Origin of the sequence: Lysobacter avium (genome assembly GCF_015209745.1) — a bacterium.
GTDB lineage: Bacteria > Pseudomonadota > Gammaproteobacteria > Xanthomonadales > Xanthomonadaceae > Novilysobacter > Novilysobacter avium.
Window position 1 is genome coordinate 1597519 of the sequence record NZ_CP063657.1, and the last position, 18136, is coordinate 1615654.

The 18136-nt window shown below is 61.8% G+C and carries 16 protein-coding genes; 10 read left to right on the forward strand and 6 right to left on the reverse strand.

The genetic code is table 11. The annotated features are described in order from the left end of the window. Position 1 precedes the first annotated feature (1 nt). From INQ42_RS07235 to INQ42_RS07275, 9 genes are all read left to right on the forward strand, one after another. Complete coding sequence (locus tag INQ42_RS07235) at positions 2–445, forward strand: RidA family protein (RefSeq protein ID WP_194033680.1); 444 nt, start codon at positions 2–4, stop codon at positions 443–445. A gap of 2 nt (positions 446–447) precedes the next feature. Next, positions 448–993, forward strand: coding sequence for a 3-hydroxyanthranilate 3,4-dioxygenase (locus INQ42_RS07240; protein ID WP_194033681.1), 546 nt, complete (start codon positions 448–450; stop codon positions 991–993). A 22-nt stretch (positions 994–1015) separates the two neighbouring features. Next, positions 1016–2041 carry an amidohydrolase family protein gene (locus tag INQ42_RS07245; RefSeq protein ID WP_194033682.1) on the forward strand — a complete coding sequence of 342 codons (1026 nt, stop codon included), beginning with the start codon at positions 1016–1018 and terminating at the stop codon, positions 2039–2041. Positions 2042–2084: 43 nt separating this feature from the next. After that, on the forward strand, positions 2085–3359 hold the full coding sequence (gene kynU, locus INQ42_RS07250; RefSeq protein WP_194033683.1) for a kynureninase: 1275 nt from the start codon (positions 2085–2087) through the stop codon (positions 3357–3359). An 89-nt stretch (positions 3360–3448) separates the two neighbouring features. After that, a complete protein-coding gene (locus INQ42_RS07255) occupies positions 3449–4831 on the forward strand; it encodes an FAD-dependent oxidoreductase (RefSeq protein ID WP_228064485.1) in 1383 nt (460 codons plus the stop codon). A gap of 3 nt (positions 4832–4834) precedes the next feature. Further along, the gene (gene sbcB / locus INQ42_RS07260) at positions 4835–6277 is read left to right on the forward strand and encodes an exodeoxyribonuclease I (protein ID WP_194033685.1); all 1443 of its coding nucleotides are present in this window, start codon (positions 4835–4837) and stop codon (positions 6275–6277) included. After that, positions 6274–6960, forward strand: coding sequence for a DUF2461 domain-containing protein (locus INQ42_RS07265; protein WP_194033686.1), 687 nt, complete (start codon positions 6274–6276; stop codon positions 6958–6960). Before sbcB ends, INQ42_RS07265 begins: the two co-directional genes overlap by 4 nt. A gap of 352 nt (positions 6961–7312) precedes the next feature. After that, positions 7313–8167 carry a hypothetical protein gene (locus INQ42_RS07270; RefSeq protein WP_228064307.1) on the forward strand — a complete coding sequence of 285 codons (855 nt, stop codon included), beginning with the start codon at positions 7313–7315 and terminating at the stop codon, positions 8165–8167. Continuing rightward, on the forward strand, positions 8164–8931 hold the full coding sequence (locus tag INQ42_RS07275) for a hypothetical protein (RefSeq protein WP_194033688.1): 768 nt from the start codon (positions 8164–8166) through the stop codon (positions 8929–8931). Before INQ42_RS07270 ends, INQ42_RS07275 begins: the two co-directional genes overlap by 4 nt. 300 nt (positions 8932–9231) lie before the next feature. On the opposite strand, the gene INQ42_RS07280 is transcribed toward INQ42_RS07275, so the two are convergent. Then, complete coding sequence (locus INQ42_RS07280) at positions 9232–9855, reverse strand: tyrosine-type recombinase/integrase (RefSeq protein ID WP_194033689.1); 624 nt, start codon at positions 9853–9855, stop codon at positions 9232–9234. A 142-nt stretch (positions 9856–9997) separates the two neighbouring features. Between INQ42_RS07280 and INQ42_RS12920 the strand changes: the two genes are divergently transcribed. Further along, entirely contained in the window at positions 9998–11695 is a 1698-nt protein-coding gene (locus INQ42_RS12920) for a YecA family protein (protein WP_228064308.1), read from the forward strand. A gap of 384 nt (positions 11696–12079) precedes the next feature. Here INQ42_RS12920 and INQ42_RS07290 read toward each other — a convergent pair whose 3' ends face one another. The 5 genes from INQ42_RS07290 to INQ42_RS07310 form a co-directional block, all read right to left on the reverse strand. Further along, complete coding sequence (locus INQ42_RS07290) at positions 12080–13375, reverse strand: alpha/beta hydrolase (protein WP_194033690.1); 1296 nt, start codon at positions 13373–13375, stop codon at positions 12080–12082. A gap of 434 nt (positions 13376–13809) precedes the next feature. After that, complete coding sequence (locus tag INQ42_RS07295) at positions 13810–14829, reverse strand: single-stranded DNA-binding protein (protein ID WP_194033691.1); 1020 nt, start codon at positions 14827–14829, stop codon at positions 13810–13812. Positions 14830–15090: 261 nt separating this feature from the next. Continuing rightward, entirely contained in the window at positions 15091–16095 is a 1005-nt protein-coding gene (locus INQ42_RS07300) for a DUF4209 domain-containing protein (RefSeq protein ID WP_194033692.1), read from the reverse strand. Positions 16096–16365: 270 nt separating this feature from the next. Next, positions 16366–16956 (reverse strand): DUF7380 domain-containing protein, encoded by a 591-nt coding sequence (locus INQ42_RS07305; protein ID WP_194033693.1) that lies wholly within the window; start codon positions 16954–16956, stop codon positions 16366–16368. 18 nt (positions 16957–16974) lie between these two features. Continuing rightward, positions 16975–17985, reverse strand: coding sequence for a toll/interleukin-1 receptor domain-containing protein (locus INQ42_RS07310; protein ID WP_228064309.1), 1011 nt, complete (start codon positions 17983–17985; stop codon positions 16975–16977). Positions 17986–18136 lie beyond the last annotated feature (151 nt).

Here is an 18136-nt window from a genome sequence, read left to right on the forward strand (position 1 = left end):
GATGGCGACCGGCGTGCAGGCGGATACGGCGCCGCGTGCGGATACGGCGCCGCGTGCGGTAGGCCATTACCCGCATGCGCGGCGCGTCGGCGGACTGCTGTTCCTGTCCGGCATCGGCCCGCGCAACCCGGTCGACGACACGGTGCCGGGTAACGTGGTGGACGCCGAAGGCGGTCTGGTCTCGCACGACATCCGTGCGCAGGTGCTGGCGACCTTTGCCAACGTACGCGCGGTGCTCGCCGCCAGCGGCGCGCGCTGGGAGGACCTGGTGGACGTCACCGTCTACCTGACCCGGATGGATTCGGACTTCCGCACCTTCAACGCGATCTGGGCCGAGCACTTTCCGGACGCGGGCAGCGCGCCGTGCCGGACCACCGTGGGCGTCGATGCCCTGCCCACGCCCATCGCCATCGAACTGAAGTGCATCGCTGTCGTGGAGGACTGACCATGCTGCCCAATCCCCTGAACCTGCAGGCCTGGATCGAGGAACACCGCCACCTGCTCAAGCCGCCGGTGGGCAACAAGGTGGTCTACGACGGCGACTTCATCGTCATGGTCGTCGGCGGGCCGAATGTCCGCACCGACTACCATTTCGACGAGGGGCCCGAGTGGTTCTTTCAGATCGAAGGCGAGATGGTCCTGCGCATCCAGGAGGCCAACGCGGACGGGGTGATGGCGCCGCGCGACATCCCGATCCGGGCCGGCGAGATGTTCCTGTTGCCGCCGCGTGTCCCGCACTCCCCGCAGCGGATGCCGGGCTCGATCGGGGTGGTGATCGAGCGCCGCCGCCTGGCGCACGAGGACGACGGCCTGATGTGGTTCTGCGAGCGCTGCAACCACAAGCTCTACGAGGAGTTCTTCCAACTGCAGGACATCGAGATCGACCTGCCGCCGGTGTTCGACCGCTTCTACGCGTCCACCGAACACCGCAGCTGCGGGCAGTGCGGGCACCTCAATCCGGCCCCCGACAAGTACGTGATGCCGGACACCTGAGCCGGGCGGATAGACTGCTCCCATGCTCAAGATCGACACCCACGCCCACTACCTGCCGCAGAACTGGCCCGACCTTGCGCGCAAGTACGGCGACCTGCGGTTTCCGGTGATCCACCATACCGAGGACGGGCGTCACCGGATCTACAAGGACGGCAAGTTCTTCCGCGAAATCTGGTCCAAGACATGGGACCCGCAGGAGCGCATCGACGACTACGCCAGCTTCGGCGTGCAGGTGCAGGTGCTGAGCACGGTGCCGGTGATGTTTTCCTACTGGGCGCGCCCGCACCACGCGCTGGAGCTGCACCAGGCGCTCAACGACCACATGGCGCAGACCTGCCGCGATTTCCCGCGCCACTACGCAGGCATTGGCACGGTGCCGCTGCAGTCGCCGCGCCTGGCGGTGCAGGAGCTGGAGCGCTGCATGGACCAGCTCGGCCTGCAGGGCGTGCAGATCGGCAGCCACGTGGGCAGGTCGCCTGACGAACACTGGAACCTGGACGCGCCGGAGCTGTTCGAATTCTTCCAGGCAGCCAGCGAACTGGGCGCGGCGATCCTGGTGCATCCGTGGGACATGATGGGCACCGCGAGCATGCCCAAGTACTGGCTGCCGTGGCTGGTGGGCATGCCCGCCGAGCAGTCGCGCGCCGCCTGCTGCCTGGTGTTCGGCGGCGTGCTGGAGCGGCTGCCGAAGCTGAAGGTCTGCCTGGCCCACGGCGGCGGCAGCTTCCCGTACACGATCGGCCGCATCGAGCACGGCTTCAACATGCGCCCCGATCTGGTCGCCACCGACAACCCGCGCAACCCGCGCGAGTACCTGCGCCGGCTGTACTTCGATTCCTGGGTCGCCGACGACGCCGCGCTGCGCTATCTGCTCGACACCTGCGGGGTCGACCGCGTGATGCTGGGCACCGACTACCCCTTCCCGCTGGGCGAGCAGTCGCCGGGCGCCGGCATCGACGCGCTCGGCCTGGCGGAAAAAGAACAACAACGCCTGTACCACGGCACCGCGCTGGAATGGCTGGGCCTGCCGAAGTCGCGTTTCGAATGACCCGCGCCGAGCGCGCGCCCTCACCTGTTGGGACCACCACCTGATGACCGAACTCCACTCTTCCGAGCACGCGCTGGCCCTGGACGCGGCCGATCCGCTGCCCACCCTGCGCGCGCAGTTCCACATCCCGCAGCACGCGGACGGCGACCAGGCCTACTTCGTCGGCAACTCGCTGGGCCTGCAGCCGCGCGGCGTGCGTGCCCAGGTCGAGGACGTGCTGGACAAGTGGTCGATGGAAGCCGTCGAAGGCCATTTCCGCGGCAATTCGCAGTGGATGCGCTACCACCAGCTGATGCGCGAGCCGTTGGCGCGGATCGTCGGCGCGCAGCCCGAGGAGGTGGTCGCGATGAACTCGCTGACCGCCAACCTGCACCTGATGATGGTCAGCTTCTACCGGCCGACAGCCGAGCGCCCGGCGATCCTGATCGAGGCCGGCTCGTTCCCCAGCGATCGTTACGCGGTCGAATCGCAGATTGCCTTCCACGGTTTCAACCCGGCGACCGACCTGATCGAGCTGGCGGCGGACCAGCCGGGCGGGCTGTTTTCGATGGCGGCCATCGAGCAGGCGATCAAGGAACACGGCCATCGGCTGGCGCTGGTGCTGTGGCCGGGCGTGCAGTACCGCACCGGCCAGGCCTTCGACTTGGCCGAAATCACCCGTCTGGCCCATGCCCAGGGTGCGACGTGCGGCGTGGACCTCGCCCACGCGGTCGGCAACATCCCGCTGGAACTGCACGACAGCAATGTCGATTTCGCAGTGTGGTGCCACTACAAGTACCTCAACAGCGGACCGGGCGCGGTCGCCGGCTGTTTCGTCCACGAACGCCACGCTCGGACCGATGCGCCGCGTTTTGCCGGCTGGTGGGGCCATGACGCCGCCACACGTTTCCAGATGGGGCCCGACTTCCAGCCGACGCCGGGCGCGGAAGGCTGGCAGCTGAGCAATCCGCCGATTCTCGGGCTGGCGCCACTGCGCGCGTCGCTGGACCTGTTCGACCAGGTCGGCATGCCGGCGCTGCGGGAAAAATCGCTGCGCCTGACCGGTTATCTGGAGTCGCTGATCCAGCAGCGCCTGGCCGACACCCTGGAGGTGCTGAGCCCGGCCGACCCGACCGAGCGTGGCTGCCAGCTGTCGCTTCGCGTGCGCGGTGGACGCGACGGGGGCCGCTCATTGTTCGACCATCTGGCTGCCAACGGCGTGCTCGGTGACTGGCGCGAGCCGGACGTGATCCGGATCTCGCCCGCCCCGCTGTACAACACCCATCACGACGTCCTGCGCTTCGCCGACGGCGTCGACGCGTGGCGGAAGACCCGCTGACCATGGCCGAACCGATTCCTGCCGGCCCTTCGGCCTCAACCGAAGCGCCACCGGCGTCCGGCGATGGCGCCGACGCGCCTCACCTGACCATCGTCGGTGCCGGTCTGGCCGGCGCGCTGTTGGCCATCCTGCTCGCCCAGCGCGGCTGGAGCATCGATGTCTACGAGAAGCGCGGCGACCTGCGCGAACTCGGCTACGAGCGCGGCCGCTCGATCAACCTGGCGCTGGCCGAGCGCGGCCGGCATGCCCTGCGCCAGGCCGACGCCGACGACGCGGTAATGGCCAAGACGGTGATGATGCGCGGCCGCATGGTGCATTTCGCCGACGGGCACCTGGACCTGCAGCGCTACGGCCGCGACGACACCGAGGTGATCTGGTCGGTGCACCGCGGCGAGCTCAACGAGGCGCTGCTCGACATCGCCGAGCAGGCCGGCGCGCGCATCCACTTCCACCATCGTCTCGACAGCGTCGACTTCGACGCCCGGATCGCAAAGTTTGGCGATGATCGCGGCGACACCGTGCGCGAGATCCATTTCGACACCCTGGTCGGTGCCGACGGCGCCGGTTCGGCGCTGCGCCAGGCGATGGCCGGCGTGTGTGAACTGGGCGAGCGCAGCGAATTCCTCGGCCACTCCTACAAGGAGCTGGAAATCCCACCCGGCCCGGACGGCGGTTTCCAGATCGAGCCCCATGCCCTGCATATCTGGCCGCGAGGGCGCTACATGTGCATCGCGCTGCCCAATGACGAGGGCACTTTTACCGTCACCCTGTTTTTGCCGAACCATGCCCTGCCCAATCATGCCCTGCCCAACCATGCGGCCCCGGACGAGGGCGCACCCGGCTTCGACACCATCACCACCGGCGCGCAGGCACGGGCGTTCTTCGATCGCGACTTCCCTGACGCATCCCGACTGATCCCGGCGCTGGAGCACGATTTCGACCACAACCCCACCGGCGTCCTCGGCACGCTGTACCTTGACCGCTGGCACCTGGACCACCGCGCGGTGCTGATCGGCGATGCAGCGCACGCGATGGTGCCCTTCCACGGCCAGGGCATGAACTGCGCGTTCGAGGATTGCGTCGCGCTGGCCAACCACCTCCTGCGGACCACCGACCGCGGCGAGGCGTTCGCCGGCTTCCAGTCCGAGCGCCTGCCCAACGCCCGCGCGATCCAGCAGATGGCGCTGGAGAACTACCTGGAGATGCGCGACCACGTCGATGACGACGACTACATCCTGCAGCGCGAGCTGGGCAACCGGCTGGCGGAGCGCCACCCGCAGCGGTTCCTGCCGCGTTACGCCATGGTGACCTTCACCCACCTGCCCTACGCCGTGGCGCTGGCGCGTGGCGAGACCCAGCACGAGATGCTGGTGGAGCTGACCCGCGACCGCACGACGCTCGACGGCTTCGACTGGGACGCCGCCGACGCGCTGGTGGAAGCCCGCCTGCCGCCATTGCCTGAGGACTACTGAGACGTGGCGGCCAGCTTCCTGTTCTACGACCTGGAAACCTTCGGCTCCGATCCCCGTCGCACGCGCATCGCGCAGTTCGCCGCGATTCGCACCGATGCCGACCTCAACCCGATCGACGACCCGATCAGCATCTATGTCAAACCCGCCGACGACCTGCTGCCCTCGCCCATCGCCACCCTGATCACCGGGATCACCCCGCAGCACGCGCTGCGCGAAGGCATGGCCGAGCGCGACGCGCTGGCGCTGATCTTTGAGGAGATGGCGCGGCCGGAAACCTGCACGCTGGGTTACAACTCGCTGCGTTTCGACGACGAGTTTGTCCGCCACGGCCTGTTCCGCAACTTCTTTGATCCCTACGAGCGCGAATGGCGCGGCGGCAACTCGCGATGGGACCTGCTGGACGTGATGCGCTTCGCCCACGCCCTGCGCCCGGACGGCATCGTCTGGCCCAAGCGCGAGGACGGCGCGACCTCGTTCAAGCTCGAGCACCTGGCCGAGGCCAATGGCGTGCGCGAGGGCGATGCGCACGAGGCGCTGTCGGATGTCCGCGCGTTGATCGGCCTGGCCCGCAAGCTCAAAACCGCGCAGCCGCGCCTGTGGGATTACGCCTTGCGCCTGCGCGACAAGCGCTACGCCGCCAGCCTGCTGGACGTGGTCGAGATGACGCCGGTGCTCAACGTGTCGCAGCGCTTCCCGGCCAGCCGGCTGTGCGCCGCCCCGGTCATCCCGCTTGCCCGCCATCCGCACATCGACAGCCGGGTCATCGTGTTCGACCTCGGCCAGGATCCCGACAGCCTGCTCACGCTGGACCCGGAACAGATCGCCGCGCGCCTGTACGTGCGTGCCGCCGACCTGCCCGAGGGCGTCGAGCGCGTCGCGCTGAAGGAGATCCACCTCAACCGCAGCCCGGCGCTGTCGGCCTGGGCGCATCTGCGGCCGGCGGATTTCGAACGTCTCTGCATCGACCGCGAGCTGGTCGAGTCACGCGCCGCGCGCCTGCGCGACGCCGGGCCGGCGCTGGCGGAGAAGATCCGCGCGGTCTTCAGCAGCGATCGCGAACATCCGCCCTCCGACGTCGATGCCAGCCTCTACGACGGCTTCCTGGACGGCGCCGACAAGCGCGTGTTTGCGGAGATCCGGACCAGCGACCCGCAGACGCTGGCCGAGCGCGACTTCGGCTTCCGCGATGCGCGGCTGCCGGAGTTGCTGTTCCGCTACCGCGCACGCAACTTCCCCGAGCACCTGTCCGACGCGGAGCGCGTGCGGTGGGACGACTACCGGCGCCGGCGCCTGTTCGATGAGGCCGCACGCATGGGCGAACAGACCCTGCCGCAGTATTTCGCCCAGATCGAGGCCCTGCGCGCCGAACACCACGACCAACCCGACCGCCTCGCGCTGCTGGACCACCTGCAGCAATGGGGCCAACAGCTGCAGCAATCGCTATGACCGCCTACTTCAGCGATGCCAGCCTGAAGTTCCTGCGCGCACTGGCGCTGCACAACAACAAGCCTTGGTTCGACAAGCACAAGCCACAGTACGAGGCGCACGTGCGCCAGCCGTTCCTGCGCCTGATCACCGACCTGCAACCGGACTTGGCCGCGGTCAGCCAGCATTTTCGCGCCGACCCGCGCACCGTCGGCGGCTCGATGTTCCGCATCTACCGCGACGCCCGCTTCTCGCACGACAAATCGCCGTACAAAAGCTGGCAGGGCGCGCGCCTGTTCCACGAACGCCGCCGCGAAGTCGCCGCGCCGTCGTTCTACATCCACCTGCAGCCCGGCGCGAGCTTCGTCGGCGCCGGCCTGTGGCGTCCCGAACCCAAAACCCAGCTCCGCATTCGCCATTTCATCCTCGACAACCCCGCCAGCTGGAAAGCCACCGCGCATTCGCCGACGCTGCGCAAGCGCTTCGACTTCGGACAGGAGAACAAGCTGGTGCGGCCACCGCGTGGATTCCCCGCCGACTTTGAATTCATCGACGACCTGAAGCATCGAAACTGGGTATTCGTGCGGCCGCTGGACGACGCGACGATGACGGGGCCGAAGCTGCGCGAAACGATTGCGGGAGATCTGGTGATGCTGGGGCCGTTTGTGGATTATTTGTGTGCGGCTTTGGATTTGGAGTTTTGATGCACATTGGGTCAGGCAGCGTGCTCATTGACGCTACTGCCGACGACCGCTTCCGACCCTAAGCGGTCATCCGCGGTGCGGATGCGAACGTACCACCCGAGTACATCGAGGGTGTTGGCTCGACCGGCCGGATCACGGGGACCCGACGCCATCCGCTACGGGTGCTTGCGGCAGGAGCTGGCGGCGAGGGGTAAGCTGGTGCGGGAGCGGTGGTGAATCGCCAAGGAGCAATTCCCATTGATGGACCGCACCGGGTGGTGCATATACTCGGCTGGGGAGCGCCGCGTCGCAGCGCGCGAGACGGGGGAAGGAAAGGATGCAGGCCGAGGAACGACACGACGAGGCGCGCGGCATGAGCATCCTGCTGCGTTATCAAGGACCAGCCGTTGAAGACGGCACCATGAATGTTTACGACGCCGCAGCAAACATGACGGCGTTCTCTGACTTCGTAGTTGTGGCAGCCCACAAGATTTACGGCGAAGACGTTTACGTCAAAGCGGAAGTGACTGCCTTCAAGCACGGTTCCTTCGGCACAGACTTGCTCTTTGAGGTGGTCGGCGCAGCAGCTGCCATCCTGCCAATGCTGCCAGACGTGGTGAGCGTCGCAACAACGGTCAAGGAGTCGATTGAGCTTTATCGCTTCTTAAAGGGCGAAGAGCCGCAAAAGGTCGAACACCGGGAAGACAACTCGGTCAATGTCACCAACAACAGCGGCAACATCATTGTCATCAACCGCCCATCCCTACAACTCACGCTTGACCCGAAGGCTGGCAAGGCCGCCGCGCAGTTCATCGGTGAGGCATTGTCGAAGGCGGGCGTGGACAGCATTGATATTTCGTCCGAGGGCGTGAGGATTGCGCAAGCCACAACGAATGATGCGCAGTACTACCACCCTATCGGCGACGAGGACACGGTCACTGAATCGGTGACGCGCATGGGCTTGGTCATTGAGATGCTGAGCTTCAAGGATGGAAATAAGTGGCGCATGTGGAACGGTGCCGAATCGCTCATGTACGCGATGGAAGACGACGACTTCAGCGGTCGTGTCAACGCCGGCGAGGCATTCCGCAAGGGTGACATTCTCATCCGCGATGTACGGGTCAAGCAGACGAAGGCTAACGGTGCGCTCAAGTTGCATCGAGCCATCATCAAGGTTCACGACCACAAGATTGGTCTAGACCAGCCTCCATTGGACTTGGGTGAATGAGTCAATCCCTCGATCTCCTAGAGAACGCTGCCGATAGCCTCAACGAGGCTCTGCGGAGAGTTCGTGACGCAACTCACGAGAACCCAAGGCCGTACAAGTTTGCGGTCCTTCACTTCACGCATGCCATTGAGTTGTTGTTCAAGCATCACGTTGCGCAAGCACACCCACTGCTGATCTATCGCAATCCGTTTAGCAAAAATCTCTCAAAGGAATCAACTATCGGACTTTGGGATGCAGTTCAGTTCTTTAAGAATGAGCAGCGTGAGCTAACAGAAGAAACGATTGAAGATCTTAAGTGGATCAAGGATCTCCGAAACAATATTGAGCACTACAAGTTTGAGATGGATCCGCGCGCCGCGCGCCTCGCCATTGGTCGATTGATCCGTGCCCTTAACGAGTTCCATGAGGAGAATGACTTTACTGACCTCGAAACCCTCATTGAAGCGGATTGTCGTGGCACTTATGAAAAGCTGGCGGACGAGTACGAGCAGCGATTGTTTGAGGCGCAGCGATCTGCAGAACTCGCCAAGGGCAATGACGAGCGGCAGACATGTTTCAGCTGCGGCAGTCCGAAAACGATGGTGCGTTCAGGAAACAAGCTGAAATGCCACTTCTGTAATGATGAAATCCCACTCCATGAATGCGTCCGCTGTACGGAACGCTACCCAGAGGTCCTGATGCGGGTCTGGAATGACGACAAAGGGCCTGCGCACACGGACTGGATGTGCGACTTCTGCTACGACCACATCTTCGATCACGACTGATCCCAGTTCCAGCGAGCGCACTTCCGTGCGTCCCGGCCTCACCGGTCGGCGCGGCGCGCTTTCCGGTGCCGCCGCGCGCAGGAGCCGGGGAACCGAAGTCCGAAAGCGAAAAGACCCGCTTTCGCTGGCCTCGTCGTACGCTACTGATTTCACAGGAGTTTTAGTTCGCGTCCCCACGGGGATTCGAACCTAAGGTTGCTACGTGAAAGAGTAGTTTCGGAGGACTCGTTCGGGTCAACCAGATGGTCCACTTCTGGCCGCTCCTCGACCCTGTAAGGCCGAGGAGCGAGCCCTATGGGATCAGACATCCGTCTGCTCGGCGATCTCTAGAGCGTCATCAACTTCGATACCCAAATAGCGCACCGTGCTTTCCAGCTTCGTATGCCCAAGCAGCAGCTGGACAGCCCGCAGGTTCCGCGTCCGGCGGTAGATCAAGGAAGCCTTCGTCCGGCGCATCGTGTGAGTGCCGTAGGATCCCGACTCGAGGCCTGCTTCTTCCACCCAGCGATGGACAATCCTGGCGTACTGCCTCGTCGACAGGTGGGGCGAGTCCGACACTCTGCTGGTGAACAGGAAATCCAAGGGCTCAAGCTCGGCGCGGGTGATCCAAGCCTGCACGGCCTCGCGGGTCGATTGGGTGATCTCGAACTGGACGGGGCGGCCAGTCTTCTGTTGCATCACCATGGCGCGGGACGCCATTTGCCTGCCATGCGAGACATCGGATACCCGGAGTTTCACTAGGTCGCACGCCCGGAGCTTGGAATCAATTGCCAGGTTGAATAAGGCAAGGTCGCGAACCCTATGGCTGAGTTGAAGCCGAATCCGAATTGCCCAGATGTCTTTCAACTTGAGTGGGGCCTTCTGGCCGATGAGTTTTCCCTTGTTCCAAGGCTCGTGGGGGTGCGAGGTGTGCAGATTTGCCATGACCAAGTCCTGTTGAAGGGGTTGGTCAGGCTTCTTCTACGCACAGAAGCAAGGCGTGATGCGACCCGAAGCGGACGCTGTAAGGTAGTGATGAGGCCCGTCCTACGTGCCTACTACATGACACGATCGTTGGAAGAAGTGCATGAGCGACTCAGGAAAGCCACCCTCAAGGACAAAGCGAAGAGAAAGGCCACGGCTGGGCGGTACTAGTCCCGGCAGGAACGATCCCTGCCCATGTGGAAGCGGCAAGAAGTTCAAGCGCTGCCACGGCGGCCCCAATGCCGACTATGAAGAGATGATCTCGCGAGGCGCCGAGGAAGCTCAGCGCAGGGCGGAGATCCATTGGATACAGCAGCAGCGACAGCAAGGCCTCGGTCGTCCCATCATCGCCGCCCAGACAGCCGGTAAGCGGATCGTCGCTGTGGGCCATCGTCTATTTCAAGGCGCATGGCCAACTTTCCATGATTTCCTTTATAGCTACATCTTCGATGTTCTGGGGCGCGACTGGTTCGAAGCCAAAACGCAGCTGGAACAGAACGAACGCCATCCTGTCATCGAGTGGCATGAAAGGCTCTTGGCGGTGTCCAAAGCCGCCGACCTCGCACCTAGCGAGACCCGGCAGACACCGATGACCGGAGCGATGAGCGCATTTCTGACGCTGGCGTATGACCTCTACACCCTGGAACACAACAACGATCAAACGCGCACCCCTGAACTGCGGAAATCACTGATTGGTCGATTGAAGAGCCAAGATCAGTTCATCGGGGTGCGTTATGAAATCCGTGTTGCAGCCATGCTGTTGCGGGCCGGTTTCGAGCTCGAATGGGAAGATGAGAGCGATCGACGATCCAAGCATGTGGAATACACCGCCACCTATCCGAGCAGCGGCAATGCCTTTGGCGTCGAGTGCAAGATCCGAAACCAGGATGCTGCGAAGAAGGCCAACCAGCACCTTGGGAAGTTTGCTGGGCTAGTGAGCGATGCGCTGAGGAAGGCAACTCCCCATGACCGTTTGATCTTCGTTGATCTGAACACGCAGGCCTATCCATATGTGCCCGGCGGCCCGAATGATTGGCGGACGATTAGCATCAATGCACTGCGGAAGTTTGAGGGCCAACCCAACGCAGGAGCCTTGCCGCCCGCTGTGGTGTTCATCACCAACTATCCCGACCATCACCATCTAGACAGTCAGGTTCCGGATGCAGGAGCCGCGGTCGAGGGGTTCAGGGTTGACGACTATCGGACCGGCCGACCGCTGACGTTGCCGCAGAAGATTGAGATGCGCGCACGTAATCCTGAGATCGAAGCGCTCTTGGCATCCATCCAGGAACATATCGACGTGCCATCTACGTTCAAAGGAGAAATTCCTGGACTGCCGTCTAACCGCCTGCTCATCGGGCACCGCTACCAGATGGACGATGGCGCGGTGGGCACCTTGGAGGACGCGTGCGTGATGGACGATACCGGCAAGGTCGCATTGATCATCAATCGAGACGAGGGTGGGCGGGCGATCTACACCAACCAGCTCTCACCTGAGGAACTCGCTGCCTGGAAGCGCTATCCAGAGACCTTTTTCGGGCAGATCCGCCAGAGACCGGGTCCCATCAATGATCCAATTGAGCTTTACGACAGCTTGAAAGCTACTTGCGTCCACACTCCTAAGGAAAAGTTACTTCAATTTATGGGGGAACATGGCGTCCGCTTTGCCGCGCTCACGCAGCCCGAGCTATTGGACATCTATTTGCAAGGCATGGTGAATTCTGTGATGCAGCAGGCGGGTCCACAAGAGGTTCCGGTCCATATCCAACGCATGAAGCGGCCGCCAAAAAGGTCCGGTTAGGTGGAAATTCGTCCGGGTAAGCGATGCGCGCGTGGGATGAACGACGAGATCTCCCCTGTGCAATCTTCGGCCTTGCTTGGGTTACGGTAAATCAACAATCGATGTCCGTTCCTGGCCGTTAGCGGACCCTCCCCGGTGAAACGTTGCCGCGCGAGATGTCGACCCGAAGCGGACATTCGGCGATGCGGAGTCGCTAGCCTCGGTCACGACGCGGGCGTGTAGGTTCGAGCGTGGGGTCCGCTTTTTTATAACGAGTTTCTCAAGCCCAAAGACGGCATGCGCGCCGCTTAAGCATACCGGAAGGCGACGCGCCGGAAAAGTGGCCGGATCATCTTCCCTAGCGTCATCTCAAGCCTAGCCCGCGCCATACGGCGGGGTTTTTGTTCAGCGATAAAGCGGTCTATAGAAATCGCAAACTTCTTCGGCTTGAGCGTCCGACAATCTCTGAGGATACGCGGGGTGCTCGTAGTTGATGTAGGAGAGTTCGGCCTGGATGGGAGACATGCGATGCGGCATCAAGGGAGCGACGTTATTGAGCCACTGGCTCCACGTCCCCTGATTTCGATGGACTGTGACATTGGGGAACTGAATTACTTGAGCCTGCTTCGCCAAGTCATTCAACAGCTTCGTCCGAGAGCTGTACGCCATGTCATCCAGACTAACGAGGTCGCCTAGTCGACCCTCCATCAGCGCACGGTATCTCCGCTCACGTTCCGCGGACAATCCATCCAATAGGCTTTTCGTTGTTTCCATCGGGCTGAGAAAGTCCGGCAACGTGTAGGTGTTGGTAACGGGATCCATTGGCGTGGAAAAGAACGCGGCTAGCGACACGCTCGTGTTCTTTCTCGTCACCCACGATTGACCGAACGCAGGCAAGGCAGGATTGAAGACGACTAATGAATCTGTCTTGACCCCACAACGCTCGCCGGCAAGTTGTGCCGCTCGCACAGCCAGGCCGCCCCCTAAGGAATGGCCCGTATAGATGAACGACGTTGAACAACCGCGCCCTTCTCGAACAGTCTGCGCTACCAGGTCCTGCGTAACATTCACTGCCTCGTCGTAAATGCCGGTGCTACCGCCTACGCCATTTATGGCATCCGCCCACCAGTCACGACCACTCGTCATGGTGGTGCCCTTAAAGGCAAAAATCACGTTTTCTTTGTCTTTGCCATATCGCCGAGAGACAGAGAAGTAAAGTCGTGTGTCAGGATCGTAGTAGTAGCGCGTCCTATTAGGCTTTGGAAGCGTTACGTCGCTAGTCCTATGAACGTAGTCGGGGGCGAACGCCGGGCGCGTGCGACTATCGGGCACAGACAACAAGATTTCATCGGCAACTACATATCTAGCGTTTCCTTGTACGCCGTCGACCAGCTTTTCCTCGGCGTCATACGCAGTTCCGCTCAACCCCGCCAAGAAGTTGATGGTCGACAGATTGTCGTGGAAAAACTTGATGGCCGCTTGGCCGCCGGGCTTCCCACAAACCGAATAGCGTTCGATTTTTCCACGTGGGCAAAATTTCGGAGCAAGTCCGGTTGCGTTGGGTAGGTTCAATCCAGTAGGGGTGTAGTAACTGTCAGACCGGACTTGCTCAGCGGCGGAGCAGGGACTGGTTGATGCTGAGGTTGAGGTTGGCAATGTCGCGATCACCAACAGCCCGAGAGTTGATACAACAATTTTCATAGGTGTCCCCCGTTTCGTTGGTAGATACTGCTTTAAGCAGCTCGGAGAAAACAGACCCCTCCGAAGCGGGGTGCAGGTCAGTAGCAAATGACCGGGACGAGCTCGAAGGCGAGGTCAGACATCCGCCCATTCGCGATAGCTGATCGCTAGGTCGGCTTCCCGAAGACCATCGTGCTTAACTTATCCGTCAGGTTCGCCCTATCGGGTCTACCGTCGAGCGGGGTGCACTCGCCTTGGCGGCGCTGGCAATCCTCGCCATGCTGCGCTTCCACGTCGACCTAGGCCGCACGTTGCTTGGCTGCGCGCTGCTTGGCGCCGCTTAGTGGGCGTTTCGTTACGGCGCGTCTTAGCCACCCGAAGCAAGGACTGCTGACGTCCGCTCCTGGCCGAAAGCGGACCAACACCTAGTTACGCGGGCCTCCCAGACAGCGAGATCACAAACCCGGATGCCCCTTCCAATCCCGTACGCGCACGTTGAAGCCTGGACCTTCGCTGCCATCGGCCGCTTCAAACAGACTACGCTGCGGAGCTTGGAGCTCCCGCGGATTCATCTGGATCTGGTCCAAGTACATCTTGTACCGAAGGCGCAGCCGTCCCCACTGATCGACCGTGATCGAACGCCCCGAGATGGTGTGCATTCCACGCGGGTAAGGCTGCGCGTCCTCGCCGACTGTCTCATCCGGAATCTGGATGCACACTCGGTCGCGCGAGCCAGGCTTGACCAGGAAGGCCCACTGCTCCCGGATGGTGAAAGCCCGCCCCGCCTTGGTAATGATCACGCGCTCCGAGACCGTCAAGTCCTCCACCTCGATCAACGCCTGATCGGCGCGCTGGGCGACGAAGGAGGCGCGCGCCAAATGGACCCAATGTCGGTTCGCTGGGTTCTCCAGAACCTCGTATCGAAACGCAACGGGATCAGCGACGGCTTCATCGGTCAGTCCCGAGAGATCGATCTCCATCGTGTCCAGACCATTGGTGACTAATAGGTCACGCTTGGGCGCGTCGACAGCGTGGTGAACGCGTACCTCGACGCATAGCACGTCGAACTCGATCTCTTCGGCCATGCCACGCAGGAGGACATCCGGTCGCGCAGCCCCGTCGACTAGGGGCACCTCAAGCCGGGCGCTCACAATCGCCAAAGCCTCCGGTTCGATGACGACGTCTCCGCTTGCCCACCAAGGCAGCAGGACGGCGTCGGCCGTCGCCAGCACCTCCTTGGCCATCCGGTGAACGGCCGTTTCGAAGCCCCCGGGGCAGGAGGTCGCACGCGCGTGCTGGAAGTGCCGGACGCGGCGCCGTTCCGGGAAGTCGCGGTTTCGCGCGATCAGCGGCTCCCCACACTCCGGGCAGGTGCACCTGCAGTCCAAGCCCAACGCGACGTCCGACACAAAGACAGGGCGCTCATCGCGCATGCCGAAGGGGACCGTCAGTTTTCGAAGTGCGCGCTTGCTCATGAGATCGTTCTAGGGCCAGGGGCGCCTGGGGTGAGGTCAGGTTAGGTTAACAACTCACAATCTCATACCAAGCGACAGCCTATGTGCGCCGGTCCCGCTGCGTCGTCGTTCCAGTTGAAGCTGCTCGGCGCTGAAGATGGTCAGTTGATGTCCGTTTTCGACCCAAAGCGGACGTCGGCAGTCAATTTGCCTACCTTGGCTGGCTGCCCAATAGCCCATGGTTCTACCGCAGGCAAGCTCTCTATTGACATGGTGGATCAACTAAACGTTGTCCTGATCGACAGGGGTTGAAGTCTCCCGGTTCGGAAGTGCGTCGCCCTCGCAGGTTGGTGTGGGGGCCAAGACAGCCGGATGCTCATGCCAGGGAAACAGAATCATCCGCCACAGCAGCCACCACAGCGACATAATCCCGGCGCTCTCCAGTGCATCGTCTGACATCAGGCCGTGGCAATATTTATTTCGTAAGTTGAAGCCAGCTTGCTCGACCAAATGCACTTGCAACTCAAAGACCAGGTCCTTACCGAAGAAGGCTTCCGTCTCAGGCGTAGATAGAAGTTCACCGAGGGTCTTTTCGTGCTGCACGCCGTGCTCGTCCAGTGCCATGGTGTGTGCACCGACACGCTTGAGCTGATGGCGCACAAATGGCTCCATGGCCGGAATGAGATAGGCGGAAGCCCCCAGCCAATCGGCAGTGAAGCCAGCAAAAAGGCCACGAGCAAGGGTTTCTGACTGCGCATCGGGGGCAACAATGGATGTCTCGACGATCTCCTTGATGCCTTGAAAGGACGGCTGGTAGGACGAGTAAAGCGCGTAGATCGATCGCGATACCATGATCCGTGCACGCAAGTTCAGATCGAATTGCGTGGCATCGCGGATCATATGCTCGCGGACGGAAGTGGGATCGTTGGCATCGAACGCCGAGGTCCTAGCCACGATAGCTCCTTCAGCATTGGCATGGCTGGATGCGAAGAAGTGCGAGAGGGGGTGGTCTTCGGCGTTCTTGCGCACTCGCGCTTCAAGCTCTTCCATTCGCAGGGTCTTGTTGGCACGGTAAGCCATGCGAAGCAGTGATGCGAAGAAGCTCGGCGCTTCCAGCTGCTCGTCGATCCACTTGATCCATTCGGTGGCGTCGAACTCGTGTGAATGATGGCCGTAGTGGTCTAAGGATGCGCGTTCGTAATGCGTCAGCTGATCACGCAGGGCTTGAATACGCGTCGGATCCGCCTTCGCGCGGCGCAGGATCGAAATGGCTTCGGTCAGCTGCATGGGTGCCAAGATCGGCTGATGCTGCGCCGACAATTCTGCAGCCCGTGTCATGGCCTCGCCTTGAGCTAACAGCGCCGCATTTGCCTCGCTCCGTTGGCCCAACCGCCAGCGCAGACGGTGAGCCAGCTTGTGCCAGTCAGCCGCTTGCTGAGGCGAGCCCACATCAAGCTCGGCCGCCTTGGCTTCGATCTGCGGAACAATGATCTCGCACGCTTCCCTTGAGCGATCCAGTGCTTCATCGCATAAGCGAAAGACTAGCCCCGGCCAGTTTTACTTAATCGCGTGTGGAACCTCTTTGAGAATGGCGCACCAATATCGTCCCCACAGAGTCTCGTCCCGCTTGGCGTAGACGCGCAACAGCACCAGCCCGCGCCGGATCTCGTCTAGCCCATCGATTGCCCAATCCGAGCCGAAGACGGTAATGGCATAGTCCAGATACGCGTTTGCTGCCAGCTGGCCCAGTCGCCAGTCTGGCGGGATGCTGCCCTCAGCAGAAACAGCCAAGTCCGCGAACCGCGCTCGCACCCAAGGGTGAGGCGCGTCAGCTGCGGCACGCGCCAATAAGGCAATATCGTGTTCTCCCAGGTCCTCCATGGACATACTTCGCCGGCCTTCCATTTGCATAACGGGCCCGAAAGAAGCATGCGATGCGTGTCGCATGTGCATGGAGATGGCACCGCCAAGCACTTGCAGAGCTTGCGATTGGGCCAGTTGCCCAGATTCCTCAAGCTCACGTGCTCGCCCCCAGAACCTAGAGGCAAGCGCCCACTGAAAATGCCGATCCTCAGGTGTTCCCGCCAGCGCCACCCAGTTGATGGCGGCGTAGGTTTCTTCGTCGATAGGTTGTTGAAGGTGGGGCAAGTGCTATTCCTCCATGGCTTACCGCTGCAGGTGGCCGACAAGCAGTTCCCAGAAATACTCAGACGCTCCCTGGGGTGAGAGTTTCTGCTCGCGATCCGCCCCGAAGTTCGCCATGCCAAAGCTCCGCAGGAAGACCGACTGGTCGTCGGCACACACTGTCAGTGTTTCGTTGGTTGTGTTGCTGCCAGTCGCTTCGCCTTGCACATAGTTAATGCCATCCCCAAAGGAGCCCCCTCCAGTGAAGTAGGTGGCCCGTGCCACGTCCTTTCCATCGTGATAGATCGTGGCAAATAAGCGATTGGCATCGATCCGCTTGAACACGCCCTCATACCCTGAATTACGATCGGTCAGCTCAGCTAGCGAATTCTCGATGAATTTGGCGATGTATTCGAAGGCCTCATCCTTGAATCGGTCCTTGTCGCGCTGTGTGAAGTTCTTGGCCAATCGCAGGTTGCTGGATCTAGGACCGGCGGCGGCCGGTGCAGGCGTGGCCGGGGTCGCTAGCTCGGCCGTGCTACCGGCTGAGGCAGTGTCCCGTGGAGCTTGCCAACGCTCCGCTGCCTGCCGGACGGCCTTGGCGACCTGAAGCATGGCCTCGTCAATATCAGGCCATTGCTTGATCGCCTTGCCGTCGCGGGGCACGGCCTGGAGCTTGCCAAAGGGAGTGGAGTGCCAGTCGCATACCCGCAGGATGACCGGGATTACAGTGGCCTCGCCGGCCTCGTGTCTTTCGATTGCTCGCTGCATCTCGATCTCATAGCAATAGTCGGACGCAATGAAATCGGGGCTAACCAGCAGTAGGATGATCCGGTCACGGTTGATATGGTCATCAATAGCTTGCGCGAACTCCTCGCCTGGCCTGATATGGCGATCGTGCCATGTCTCGATAACTCTTTGCCGCTTGAGCGTGGAAAGCTGCTTTTCGATCTGATCGCGCATGGCTTCGTCGGCGTGCGAATAAGAGAAGAAGACGCTGGGAGCTGTCATGTTCCTGATGGGTCCTTTGGAAGACTGTTTGACGAACTTCATGTTCGGTGATCGATCTCGACGATCTACCTAAATCGGCTCAATAGTCGCGGCTGGCAATCCTCTACTTGCTAACTTACCGACCTTGGGCTCTCCTAATGCAATGTAGGTGGCACCCAGTCAGCGAGTCGAAATTTTGCGGGTGGACCAGCGC

What these genes read in the sequence shown, in the direction of transcription:
- INQ42_RS07235 (WP_194033680.1), top strand. Translation starts at nt 2, where the DNA reads ATGGCGACCGGCGTGCAGGCGGATACGGCGCCGCGTGCGGATACGGCG.
- INQ42_RS07240 (WP_194033681.1), top strand. Translation starts at nt 448, where the DNA reads ATGCTGCCCAATCCCCTGAACCTGCAGGCCTGGATCGAGGAACACCGC.
- INQ42_RS07245 (WP_194033682.1), top strand. Translation starts at nt 1,016, where the DNA reads ATGCTCAAGATCGACACCCACGCCCACTACCTGCCGCAGAACTGGCCC.
- kynU (WP_194033683.1), top strand. Translation starts at nt 2,085, where the DNA reads ATGACCGAACTCCACTCTTCCGAGCACGCGCTGGCCCTGGACGCGGCC.
- INQ42_RS07265 (WP_194033686.1), top strand. Translation starts at nt 6,274, where the DNA reads ATGACCGCCTACTTCAGCGATGCCAGCCTGAAGTTCCTGCGCGCACTG.
- INQ42_RS07270 (WP_228064307.1), top strand. Translation starts at nt 7,313, where the DNA reads ATGAGCATCCTGCTGCGTTATCAAGGACCAGCCGTTGAAGACGGCACC.
- INQ42_RS07275 (WP_194033688.1), top strand. Translation starts at nt 8,164, where the DNA reads ATGAGTCAATCCCTCGATCTCCTAGAGAACGCTGCCGATAGCCTCAAC.
- INQ42_RS07280 (WP_194033689.1), bottom strand. Translation starts at nt 9,855, where the DNA reads ATGGCAAATCTGCACACCTCGCACCCCCACGAGCCTTGGAACAAGGGA.
- INQ42_RS12920 (WP_228064308.1), top strand. Translation starts at nt 9,998, where the DNA reads ATGAGCGACTCAGGAAAGCCACCCTCAAGGACAAAGCGAAGAGAAAGG.
- INQ42_RS07290 (WP_194033690.1), bottom strand. Translation starts at nt 13,375, where the DNA reads ATGAAAATTGTTGTATCAACTCTCGGGCTGTTGGTGATCGCGACATTG.
- INQ42_RS07295 (WP_194033691.1), bottom strand. Translation starts at nt 14,829, where the DNA reads ATGAGCAAGCGCGCACTTCGAAAACTGACGGTCCCCTTCGGCATGCGC.
- INQ42_RS07300 (WP_194033692.1), bottom strand. Translation starts at nt 16,095, where the DNA reads ATGCAGCTGACCGAAGCCATTTCGATCCTGCGCCGCGCGAAGGCGGAT.
- INQ42_RS07310 (WP_228064309.1), bottom strand. Translation starts at nt 17,985, where the DNA reads ATGAAGTTCGTCAAACAGTCTTCCAAAGGACCCATCAGGAACATGACA.